10 protein-coding genes are annotated in these 11,341 nt (G+C 71.2%); 3 read left to right on the top strand and 7 right to left on the bottom strand.

Features of this window, described 5'->3' with window-relative positions; all coding sequences use genetic code 11:
• Positions 1–142 precede the first annotated feature (142 nt).
• A complete protein-coding gene (locus ACFY93_RS18700) occupies positions 143–1,411 on the bottom strand; it encodes an extracellular solute-binding protein (protein WP_391359964.1) in 1,269 nt (422 codons plus the stop codon).
• A gap of 151 nt (positions 1,412–1,562) precedes the next feature.
• Between ACFY93_RS18700 and ACFY93_RS18705 the strand changes: the two genes are divergently transcribed.
• Genes ACFY93_RS18705 through ACFY93_RS18715 form a run of 3 tightly spaced genes read left to right on the top strand, consistent with a single transcriptional unit; the run spans position 1,563 to position 5,131 of the window.
• Positions 1,563–2,078, top strand: a complete 516-nt coding sequence (locus ACFY93_RS18705) for a helix-turn-helix transcriptional regulator (protein WP_391359967.1) — start codon at positions 1,563–1,565, stop codon at positions 2,076–2,078.
• The gene (locus tag ACFY93_RS18710; RefSeq protein WP_391359970.1) at positions 2,075–2,833 is read left to right on the top strand and encodes an ATP-binding cassette domain-containing protein; all 759 of its coding nucleotides are present in this window, start codon (positions 2,075–2,077) and stop codon (positions 2,831–2,833) included. The genes ACFY93_RS18705 and ACFY93_RS18710 overlap by 4 nt, the downstream gene beginning before the upstream one ends.
• 6 nt (positions 2,834–2,839) lie before the next feature.
• Positions 2,840–5,131: an FtsX-like permease family protein gene (locus ACFY93_RS18715; protein WP_391359972.1), complete on the top strand. Its 2,292-nt coding sequence runs from the start codon at positions 2,840–2,842 to the stop codon at positions 5,129–5,131.
• 83 nt (positions 5,132–5,214) lie between these two features.
• On the opposite strand, the gene pgi is transcribed toward ACFY93_RS18715, so the two are convergent.
• The 6 genes from pgi to gap all read right to left on the bottom strand — a co-directional run bounded on the left by pgi (position 5,215) and on the right by gap (position 11,200).
• Positions 5,215–6,870, bottom strand: a complete 1,656-nt coding sequence (gene pgi, locus ACFY93_RS18720; RefSeq protein WP_391359975.1) for a glucose-6-phosphate isomerase — start codon at positions 6,868–6,870, stop codon at positions 5,215–5,217.
• Between the two features lie 298 nt (positions 6,871–7,168).
• A complete protein-coding gene (locus ACFY93_RS18725; protein ID WP_360744526.1) occupies positions 7,169–7,504 on the bottom strand; it encodes an RNA polymerase-binding protein RbpA in 336 nt (111 codons plus the stop codon).
• Positions 7,505–7,703: 199 nt separating this feature from the next.
• On the bottom strand, positions 7,704–7,940 hold the full coding sequence (gene secG / locus ACFY93_RS18730; protein WP_391359978.1) for a preprotein translocase subunit SecG: 237 nt from the start codon (positions 7,938–7,940) through the stop codon (positions 7,704–7,706).
• Between the two features lie 131 nt (positions 7,941–8,071).
• Positions 8,072–8,848: a triose-phosphate isomerase gene (gene tpiA, locus ACFY93_RS18735; protein WP_391359981.1), complete on the bottom strand. Its 777-nt coding sequence runs from the start codon at positions 8,846–8,848 to the stop codon at positions 8,072–8,074.
• A 5-nt stretch (positions 8,849–8,853) separates the two neighbouring features.
• Positions 8,854–10,065 carry a phosphoglycerate kinase gene (locus tag ACFY93_RS18740; protein WP_391359983.1) on the bottom strand — a complete coding sequence of 404 codons (1,212 nt, stop codon included), beginning with the start codon at positions 10,063–10,065 and terminating at the stop codon, positions 8,854–8,856.
• Between the two features lie 124 nt (positions 10,066–10,189).
• A complete protein-coding gene (gene gap, locus ACFY93_RS18745; protein ID WP_391359986.1) occupies positions 10,190–11,200 on the bottom strand; it encodes a type I glyceraldehyde-3-phosphate dehydrogenase in 1,011 nt (336 codons plus the stop codon).
• Between the last annotated feature and the right edge of the window lie 141 nt (positions 11,201–11,341).

An 11,341-nucleotide genomic window follows, 5' to 3' on the forward strand; every position in this document is an offset into this window, starting at 1 on the left:
CATGCATGTTAGGTAGGCGTGTCGTGGAGGTGTCAACGAGTGCGGGCGAAACAGCCGGAAGTTGGGGAGTTTTATGCCCACTTTTCGGGCGGGAGAACCGAGAGAGGCCCCCGCTTGGATACCTAACAGGTAACTAGAGGGCTCAGTGGTGCGAGAGCGCCGCGAGCTCGCGGGCGAGTCGCCGCACGGCCGCCTCGGGCGTCTGGTGCCCGGTCATCGCGTCGTGCACGACGGCCTGCACCACCAGGCTGACCTGGTCGTAGCGCGGGCTCTTGGGCCGGGGCGCGGCGGCGAGGACGCTCGCGCGCAGCGTCGGCAGGTACGGGAACTTCCGGATGAGTTCCGGGTCCTGGTAGAGCGCGGCCCGCACGGGCGGCAGCGCGCCCCGGGTGAGGACCCGCCGCTGGACCCGCTCGCCGGTCAGGTAGGCGATCAGCCGGGCGGCGGAGTCGGGATGGCGGGCGTGGGCGTTGACGGCGAGGTTCGAGCCGCCGAGCACGCTGGTGCCGGGCCCGTCGGGGCCGGGCAGCGGGACGGCGCCGACCTTGCCGGCCACCGCCGTTCCCCGGGCGGAGGCGCCGACGTAGGCGTAGGGCCAGTTGCGCAGGAAGAGCAGGTGGCCGTCCTGGAAGGCCTGCTTGGACTCCTCCTCCTTGTACGTCAGCGCCTTCTTCGGTATCCAGCCCTCGCGCACACCCCGGGCGAGGAACGCGATGCCCTCGCGGGCCGCGGCGGAGTTCACGGTGACGCGTTCACCCTCGTCTCCGAGGATGGAGCCGCCCGCCGAGTAGACGGCCTCCGCGGCGTTCACGGTCAGCCCCTCGTAGGGCAGGAACTGGCCCGCGTACCCGTCGAGTCCGTACTTCGGCGCGACGTCCCGCGCCTGCCGCTCCAGTTCGGCCCAGGTGCGCGGCGGGTCGAGCCCCTCCTTCGCGAGGACGTCCTTGCGGTACAGGAGGAGTCCCGCGTTGGTGACGTACGGGACGGCGTACAGCCGCCCGTCGTACTCGGCCGTGCCGACGACCGGCGGCAGGAAGCTGTCGAGCGGGAACCGGTCGCGGGACAGCGGGGATATCCAGCCCGCCGCGGCGAACTCTGAGGTCCAGGCGACGTCGATGTTGAGGACGTCGAAACGGCCCGCGCCCGAGCGCAGGTCGGTGGTCATCTGCGCGTGGGTCTCGTCGGCGGAGTCCGGGAGTTCGACGAGGGTGACCCGCTCGCCGGGATGGGTGCGGTTCCAGCCCTCCAGCAGCGGGCCCAGGTAACCGGTGAGGTCTCCGGCGGTGGCCAGGGTGAGCGGGCCCCGCCCGCCGCCGTGCGCCCCGTCGGCGGGCAGCCCGGAGGCCACATAACCGGTCAGGACGACGATCATGACCAGGAGGCCCCTACCGGCGGCGTGCATCCACCGCATAGGTTCCTCCCTGTACACCGGCGCCGGGCGCCCTCGCCCGGCGTCAGAGGCCATGTATACCTGTTAGGTATGGGCGATACTAGGGCCTGCGGCACATTACAAGACCGACGAGACCGCGGCAGCCCCACAGGACGCGAGGAGGAGAGCACGAGTGCGCCTGCCCCTCCTGGCGCTCCTGGCCCGCGGCCCCGCCCACGGCTACGAGCTCAAGCGGGACCTTGAGCAACTGCTGGGCTCCGCGTACCCTCAGCCGAACGTCGGGCAGGTCTACGTCACCCTGGGCCGGCTGGAGAAGTCGGGGCTGATCGAGGGCGAGGAAGTCGAGCAGTCGAGCCGGCCGAACAAGAAGATCTACTGCCTCACCGATGCCGGGCGCGGGGCGCTCAGCGCCTGGTACGAGGAGACGGCGGACGAGCCGCGGGTGCGGGACGAGTTCTTCATGAAGCTCGCGCTCGCTCCCACCAGCGGCCTCGCCGACCAGATCACCCTCATCAACAAGCAGCGCCGTCAGTACCTGAACACCATGCGCAATCTGTCGAAGCTCGCCGCCGCCGAGGACCGGGACAACCGCATCGCCCAGCTCCTCATAGAGGGCGCGATGCTGCACCTTCAGGCCGACCTCGACTGGCTGGAGCGCTGCCAGGAGGAACTGGAGGGGCTGCAATGACGGCCGGTACGAGCCACACCGTTCCGCTTCTGCGCGCCGAGGGCCTGGTCAAGTCGCACTACGGGCAGGGCGCCCCGGCGCACGCGGTGCGCGGCGTGGACCTCTCGCTGCGGCGCGGCGAGTTCGTGGCCGTCACGGGCCCCTCCGGAGCCGGGAAGTCGACGCTGCTGCATCTGCTGGGCGGGCTGCAGCGCCCGGACAGCGGCAGCGTCCGGCTGGACGGCGAGTGCGCGGACGGCTGGAGCGAGGCGCGCTGGGCCGTGGAGCGCAGGCGCCGTATCGGCATCGTCTTCCAGTTCTTCAACCTCGTGTCGAACCTGTCGGTCGCCGACAACGTCGAGCTGCCCGCGCTCCTCGCCGGCACCCCCGCGAAGCAGGCCCGCGCCGAGCGGGAGCGGCTGCTGTCCGAGCTGGGTCTCGAGGGCAAGGAGCGCAGTATGCCCGGCGAACTGTCCGGCGGTGAGCAGCAGCGCGTCGCGCTGGCCCGGGCCCTGGTCAACCATCCCCCGCTGCTGCTGGCCGACGAGCCCGCGGGCAGCCTGGACAGCAAGGGCACGCGTGAGGTGATGCGGCTGCTGTCCCGCTTCCACGGGCGCGGCCAGTCCATCCTCCTGGTCACGCACGACGCGCGGCTGGCGAGCGCCGCGGACCGGGTGATCAGCTTCTTCGACGGGCGGATCGCCGACGACGCGGAGCTCGACGGCACGCCCGCGCGGGGCAGCGGCCTGTCCGGTGTGCTCGAGCTGAGGGACTGATCCGCTGTGCGGGCCACCGCGCGCTGGGCGCACGCCGATCTGCGCACGCATCGCGGCGAGGCGCTGTTCATCGTGCTCGCCACCGCCGGCATCGTCGCCTCGCTGCTGCTGGCGGCGGCCCTGTTCGGGTACGCGACGAACCCCTGGGAGCGCGCCTTCGCCCAGTCGAACGGCGCGCACGTGTGGATCCGCACCGGCGCGTCCGCCGACGCCGGGCGCCTCGCGGAGCTCGACGGTGTGGACTCCGTGTCGGGCCCGTACCGCACGAGGTCCGTGACCGTCGAGTCCCGCGGCACGCGTGCCGCCGTCGAGCTGCGCGGCGCCGTCGACCCGCCCGGTACCGCGCGTCCGCTGCTCTCGTCGGGCCGCTGGCTGGACCCGGCCCGGCCGGACGGGGTCGTGCTGGAGAGCACTCTCGCCCGGGCGCTCTGGGCGGAGCCCGGGGACACCCTGACCGTCCCCGGCACCACGCGGACACTGACCGTCCTCGGGGTCGCCGCTTCCGCCGAGCCGGGCTACAGCCCCGGTGAGCGGCCGGGGCTCGTCTGGGCGCGGCCGTCCGCCGTGGAGCGCGGCGACGGACGCGCCGGGCAGGTGATCGGGCTGCGGCTGAAGGATCCCGGCGACACGGACTACGTGGCCCAGCGCGCCGTCACCGCTCTGGGCTCGGGCGCGGTCACCCAGGTCACCAACTGGCGGCAGGCGCGTGCCGACGCGCAGGGCGACGACCGGCTGCTCGGTCAGGTGCTGGGCCTGTTCGGCCTGGGCGCGCTGATCGCGGCGGCGCTGGCCGTGCACGGGGCCATCGCGACCCGGATCCGCGGTCATCTGCGGGACATCTCGGTGCTCAAGGCGATCGGCTTCACGCCCGGCCAGGTCGTGCGGATCTTCCTCCTCCAGCACGTCGCGTTCGCACTGTCGGGGGCGGTCGTCGCGGCCGTCCTCACCCAGGTGCTGGGCAGCGGGGTCCCGGGGCGCCTCGGGGACGCGGTGGGTGTGTGGCAGGGGCTGCCCGGACACACCGCGGTCATGCTCGCGGTACCGGCCGGGGCGGTGCTGTTCATCGGGGCGACGACGGCTCTCGCCGCGTGGCGGGCGGGCCGGGTGCCTCCGGTGCCCGTGGCCCGGGCCGCGGCTCCGCCCGGCGGGCGGCTGACCGGCGCGGGCCGCCGGGCGCTCGGGCTGCGGGTGCCGCCCGCGCTGGTGCTGGGCTGGCACAAGGCGTTCGGGCGGCGGACCCGTCGGTACGCGACGGTCGCCCGGCTCGCGCTGCCGCTGCTGCTGATCGTGGTGGCCATGAGCGCGTGGACCACCATCGACCGCTTCGAGAGCAGGCCCGAGCAGATCGGTCTGGCGGCCGCGCTCACCGTACGGGCCGACGACACGCTGAGCGACGCCGGTGCACGCGCGCTGCTCGCGGACAACGCGCGGGTCGCGGACGTCCATCCGGGCGCCGAGGTGGCGGCGCTCGTGCCCGGCCAGACGGCCACGATCGCGCTGCGCGGACTGGGCACCCGCGCGCACCCGTACCCGTTCGCGATCGCCGACGGCCGGCCGGCCAGGGGCGCCGACGAGGCGGTCGCCGGTCAGGGGCTGCTCGACCTGCTGGACGTCCGTGTCGGGGACTGGGTCCGTGTCACCGTCGGGGCGCGTCCGCAGATCCTGCACATCGTGGGCCGCAGTATCGAACCGGAGAACGCCGGCCGGGTCATCTCCACCTCGCTCGACACCCTGCGCGAGAACGATCCGGGGCTCGGCGCGACGCTCTACCAGCTCCGGCTGCGGCCGGGCGCCGACCCGCACGAGGTGGCCGCCGAGCTGGTCGCGGCCGGGCACGGGCGCCTGGACGCGCAGGCCGTGGCCAATCCGGCCGACGGGCTCTCCCCGCTGCGCGGGGTCGTCGTCGGGCTGATCGCGGTGCTGGCCCTGATCGGGCTCATCGAACTGCTGACGGCGATCGGCGGCACGGTCCGCGAGGGCGAGCGGGATCTGCTGGCCCTGAAGGCCATCGGTCTGTCGCCCCGCCAGATCACCGCGGTGACGGTCACGTCCACCGCGTGCACCGCCCTGGCCGCGGTCCTCGCCGGCGGGGCGCTCGGGGTGCCGCTGGCGCACTGGCTGATCGACGCGCAGGGCAGGTCGAGCGGGATCGGCGCCGGTATCGCCCGGGCGCCGTCCCCGGTGCTGCTGCTCGCGGCCGGTACGGCGGCGGTGGCGGGTGCCGCCGCGCTGGCCGCGCTCCCGGCGGCGCGCTCGGCGCGGCGGCGTCTCGCGGACACGCTGAGCGCGGTGACCTGACGCCGGAGCGCGGGCCGGGCGCGGGGGCGGCCGGACGCCGCCCGCCCCCGTGCCCGTACGTCCGTCAGGTCCGGCGCGTCACCTCACGCACGCCCGCGCAGCTCCCGGTACGTGGTGACCAGGGCCTTGGTGGACTCGTCGAGGCCGGGCACGTCCGCGCCCTCGGTCAGCGCGGGCTCGACGCGCTTGGCGAGCACCTTGCCGAGCTCGACGCCCCACTGATCGAAGGAGTCGATGTTCCAGACCGCGCCCTGGACGAACACCTTGTGCTCGTAGAGGGCGACGAGCTGGCCGAGGACGGACGGGGTCAGCTCCTTGGCGAGGATGGTGGTCGTCGGGTGGTTGCCCTGGAACGTCTTGTGGGGCACCAGTTCCTCGGGCACTCCCTCGCCGCGCACCTCGTCGGGCGTCTTGCCGAAGGCCAGGGCCTGCGTCTGCGCGAAGAAGTTCGCCATCAGCAGGTCGTGCTGGGCGACCAGTCCGGGCCGCAGGTCGGCGACCGGCTCCGCGAAGCCGATGAAGTCGGCCGGGATCAGCTTGGTGCCCTGGTGGATGAGCTGGTAGTAGGCGTGCTGCCCGTTGGTGCCGGGCGTGCCCCACACCACGGGGCCGGTCTGCCACTGGACCTGCTTGCCGTCGCGGTCCACGGACTTGCCGTTGGACTCCATGTCCAGCTGCTGCAGATAGGCGGCGAAGCGGGACAGGTAGTGCGAGTACGGCAGCACCGCGTGCGACTGCGCGTCGTGGAAGTTGCCGTACCAGATCCCCAGCAGGCCCATCAGCAGCGGCACGTTGGCCTCGGCGGGGGCGGTGCGGAAGTGCTCGTCGACCAGGTGGAAGCCGTCGAGCATCTCGCGGAAGCGGTCCGGGCCGATGGCGATCATCAGGGCCAGGCCGATCGCCGAGTCGTACGAGTAGCGGCCGCCGACCCAGTCCCAGAACTCGAACATGTTGGCGGTGTCGATGCCGAAGTCCGACACCTTCTCCGCGTTGGTCGACAGGGCCACGAAGTGCCGGGCGACGGCCTCCTGACCCGCCTTCAGACCGGTGAGCAGCCAATCGCGCGCGGACGTCGCGTTGGTGATGGTCTCGATGGTGGTGAAGGTCTTCGAGGCGATGACGAACAGCGTCTCGGCCGGGTCCAGGTCCCGCACGGCCTCGTGCAGGTCGGCGCCGTCCACGTTCGACACGAAGCGGACCGTCAGGTCCCGGTCGGTGAAGGAGCGCAGCGCCTCGTACGCCATCGCGGGGCCGAGGTCGGAGCCGCCGATGCCGACGTTGACGACGTTCTTGATGCGCTTGCCGGTGTGACCGGTCCACTCGCCGGCGCGGACCTTGTCGGCGAAGGCGCTCATCCGGTCGAGCACGGCGTGCACACCCGGCACGACGTTCTCGCCGTCGACCTCGATCACGGCGTCGCGCGGGGCGCGCAGCGCGGTGTGCAGGACCGCGCGGTCCTCCGTGGTGTTGATCCGCTCCCCGCGGAACATCGCGTCCCTGAGGCCGAACACGCCGGTCGCCGCGGCCAGCTCGCGCAGCAGCCGCAGCGTCTCGTCGGTGACCAGGTGCTTGGAGTAGTCGACGTGCAGATCTCCGACCCGCAGGGTGTATCCGGTGCCACGCCCCGGGTCGGCGGCGAACAGCTCGCGCAGATGCGTCCCGCCGAGCTCCTCGCGATGCTTGGCCAGAGCGGTCCACTCGGGCGTCTGATTGAGCCTGGTACGGCTGTCTGCGTTCATTCGGACTTCAGCCCTCTTTCCTACCTGTCCTGCTGCGTACCTTGCCCCGCTGCCCTGCCCAACCTAATTGATCAGGACGTGACGTGAGCTGTCGTCTCACCGCCGTCGGGGTCGTCAGTGCATACGTCCGGCCGCGGCGCCGGTGTCAGCGACACGTGGGAAGACGCGAGGAACAGGAGAACAGGGGAAGGCTGCACGCAGAGGGCAGCGGGCAGCGCGTCGCCGAACCGCGGCAGCCATCGCCGCGGTCCACGGCCTGCCGGACCCACGCCAGGACGGCGCGGCCGGCCGGCAAGTCCTAGATCTCGCCCCGGAGTTTGGCGAGCGCCTCGGCGAGGATCGCCTCGCCGTCCGCGTCGCTGCGCCGCTCCCGTACGTACGCGAGATGCGTCTTGTACGGCTCGGTGCGCGGTGGGTCCGGGGGGTTGTCCTGGTCCTGTCCGGCCGGAAAGCCGCAGCGCGGGCAGTCCCAGGTTTCGGGGACCTGCGCGTCGCTGGCGAAGCTCGGCTGCGTCTCGTGCCCGTTGGAGCACCAGAAGGAGACGCGCAGCCGCGGCGCGGACTCGCCGCGCTCGGCCTCGCCCATCGGCCCCGCCCCGACCCGGCTTCCTCGGATCGCGTTGCCACTTGCCACGGTCGTAACTCCCTGCGTGATGGTGCCGCGAAGCGAGTCGGCGTGACGCTTCGCTGCGAGCGCCTCAGTCTACGTAAGGCTCAACGCGCGTCCAGTGAGGGGAGTTACACCCCGGTATCAAGACGCACGCCCCATGATAGGCCGCGCGGGCGGGCGCGTACCGGACATGGGGCGTTACGTGCGAAAGTGCCGACGTCGGTCAGTGATTGATCTTCATGAGGACGGCGAGCACGATGATGCACGCGAACCAGAGCAGACCGAGCACCACGGTGATGCGGTCGAGGTTGCGCTCGGCGACCGAGGAGCCGCCGACGGACGACTGCATGCCGCCACCGAACATGTCGGAGAGGCCGCCGCCCTTTCCCTTGTGCATCAGCACCAGCAGCATCAGCAGCAGGCTGAAGACGATCAGGGCGATCGAGAACCCCAAAACCACGGCTGGACCAACTTCCTCGGAACTGGATGGACGACGGGGTCCGGTGGCAGGCCACCGGACCCCGCAAGAGTACGACGGATCGCCGCTAGCGCATACTCGCGGGCCCGCGGTTCACCTTCGCGGCCCCCGGCTCACTGGTCGCGGAAGCGGACGATCTTGACGAACTCGTCCGCGTCGAGCGCCGCGCCGCCCACCAGGGCGCCGTCGACGTCGGGCTGGGCCATGATCGCGGCGACGTTGCCGGACTTCACGGAGCCGCCGTACTGGATGCGGACCTTGTCGGCCAGCTCCTGCGAGTACAGCTCGGCGAGACGGCCGCGGATCGCCCCGCAGACCTCCTGGGCGTCCTCGGGGGTGGCGACCTCGCCGGTGCCGATCGCCCAGACCGGTTCGTAGGCGATCACCACGGACTCGGCCTGCTCGGCCGGGACGTCCTTGAGGCCGCCGTCGACCTGCGCGAGGGTGTGCGCGACCTGGTTGCCGGCCTTGCGGACGTCGAGGCCCTCGCCGACGCACAGGATCGGGGTGAGGCCGTGCTTGTAGGCGGCCTTGACCTTGGCGTTGCAGACCTCGTCGGTCTCGTCGTGGTACTGGCGGCGCTCGGAGTGGCCGACGGCCACGTACGTGCACTTGAGCTTGGCCAGCATCGAGCCGGAGATCTCTCCGGTGTAGGCGCCGGAGTCCTGCGCCGAGAGGTCCTGGGCGCCGTACTTGATCCGGAGCTTGTCGCCGTCGACCAGGGTCTGCACGGAGCGCAGGTCGGTGAAGGGCGGCAGGACGGCGACCTCGCAGGTCTCGTAGTCCTTGTCGGCCAGGGCGAAGGCGAGCTTCTGGACGTGCGCGATGGCCTCGAGGTGGTTGAGGTTCATCTTCCAGTTGCCCGCCATCAGCGGCGTGCGCGTGCTCATTGAGGTCAGTCCTCCAGTGCGGCGAGGCCGGGGAGCGTCTTGCCCTCGAGATATTCGAGGGAGGCGCCGCCGCCGGTCGAGATGTGGCCGAATGCCGTCTCGTCGAATCCCAGGATGCGGACGGCCGCGGCGGAGTCGCCACCGCCGACGACCGTGAAGGCCGGGGAGTCGAGAAGGGCCTGGGCGACCGCTTTGGTGCCCTCGGCGTAGTCCGGGTGCTCGAAGACGCCCATCGGGCCGTTCCAGAAAACGGTGGCGGCGTCGGCGAGCTTCGATGCGTACAGCTTGCGGGTCTCAGGACCGATGTCGAGACCCTCCTGGTCGGCCGGGATGGCGTCCGCGGCGACAGTGGTGGGGTTGGCCGGGGCCTTGGTCTTCAGATCGGGGAACTCGGTGGAGACGAGCACGTCGACGGGGAGGACGAGCTCCACGCCGTTCTTCTCGGCGCGCTCGATGTACTCCTTCACGGCCGGGACCTGGTCCTCCTGGAGGAGGGAGATGCCGACCTCGTACCCCTTGGCCTTCAGGAAGGTGTAGGCCATGCCGCCGCCGATCAGCAGGCGGTCGGCCTTGCCGAGCAGCTGGTCGATGACGGCGAGCTTGTCGGACACCTTGGCGCCGCCGAGCGCGACGACGTACGGGCGGCTCACGTCCTCGGTGAGCTTCCTGAGGACGCCGACCTCGGTGGCGATGAGGTGGCCGGCGTAGTGCGGCAGGCGCGCCGGGAGGTCGTAGACGGAGGCGTGCTTGCGGTGCACGGCGCCGAAGCCGTCGCCGACGTAGACGTCGGCCAGGGCCGCGAGCCGGTCGGCGAACGCGCCGCGCTCGGCGTCGTCCTTGGACGTCTCACCGCCGTTGAACCGCAGGTTCTCGATGACCGCGACCTGGCCGGACCGGAGGCCGGCCACGGTCTCCTGGGCGGCGGGGCCGACGGTGTCCTGGGCGAAGGCGACGGGCGCGCCGAGGAGTTCGCCGAGCCGCTCGGAGGCGGGCCGCAGCGAGAACGCCGGGTCCGGGGCGCCCTTGGGGCGGCCCAGGTGCGAGGCGACGATCACCTTGGCGCCCGCCTCGGCGAGTGCCTCGACGGTCGGCAGGACGGCGCGGATGCGGCCGTCGTCGGTGATGCGGCCGTCGGCCATGGGCACGTTCAGGTCGGCGCGGACGAAGACCCGCTGGCCGTCCACGCCCGCGGCGAGAAGTTCGTCGATCGTCTTCATGAGTGGGCTCCTAGGGGCTCTGATGATCCGGGAGGGCTGATCGATCGTCACGCAGAGCAGGGCTCGGGCAGCGCGACCTTGCGCTGCCCGAGCCCTGCTGCTGCATCGAGGTGCCTGCTGGGACCTAGAGCTGGCCGCCGACGAAGACCGTGAGGTCGACGAGGCGGTTGGAGTAGCCCCACTCGTTGTCGTACCAGCCGAGGACCTTCACCGAGTTGCCGTCCTGGACCATGGTCATGGACGAGTCGAAGGTGCAGGAGGCCGGGTCGCTGACGATGTCCGAGGACACGATCTCGTCCTCGGTGTAGAAGAGGTAGCCCTTGAGGTCGCCGTCGTCGGCGGCCTTCTTGAACGCGGCGTTGACCTCGTCCTTGGTGACTTCGCGCTGGAGGGTCACGACCAGGTCGGTGGCCGAGCCGGTCGGGACCGGGACGCGCATCGCGATGCCGTCGAGCTTGCCCTTGAGCTGGGGCAGGACCAGGGCGGTGGCCTTGGCGGCACCCGTCGTGGTCGGGATGATGTTCTCGGCGGCGGCACGGGCGCGGCGCAGGTCCTTGTGCGGGAAGTCCAGGATGCGCTGGTCGTTCGTGTACGCGTGGACCGTCGTCATCAGGCCCTTGACGATGCCGAAGTTCTCGTCGAGAACCTTGGCCATCGGCGCCACGCAGTTGGTGGTGCAGGAGGCGTTGGAGATGACGTGGTGGTTCGCCGCGTCGTACTTGTCCTGGTTGACGCCCATCACGATGGTGATGTCCTCGTCCTTGGCCGGAGCCGAGATGAGGACCTTCTTGGCGCCGCCGGCGATGTGCTTCTCGGCGTCGGCCTTCTTGGTGAAGATGCCGGTCGACTCGATCACGATGTCGACGCCCAGCTCGCCCCACGGGATGTCGGCGGGGTTGCGCTCCGACAGCACCTTGATGGTGCGGTTGTCGACGGTGATGGTGTCCTCGGTGTGCGACACCTCGGCCTTGAGACGGCCCAGGATGGTGTCGTACTTGAGAAGGTGGGCAGTGGTCGCGGTGTCACCCAGGTCGTTGACAGCCACGATCTCGATGTCTGCACCCTGCTCCAGCAGCGCGCGGAAGTAGTTACGACCGATGCGGCCAAAGCCGTTGATGCCTACGCGGATCGTCACGAACCGATCTCCTCGTTGGTACGCCGGCTTACGACGCCGGCGAGTTGTATGGGATGTCCCCGACCGCCTACGACCCTACCTCCCGGAAGCGGCTCTGGTGACATCGAGCCCGCCCATACACGGCACGGCGATCCGTACCCG

Origin of the sequence: Streptomyces sp. NPDC008313 (genome assembly GCF_042956125.1) — a bacterium.
Taxonomy (GTDB): domain Bacteria; phylum Actinomycetota; class Actinomycetes; order Streptomycetales; family Streptomycetaceae; genus Streptomyces.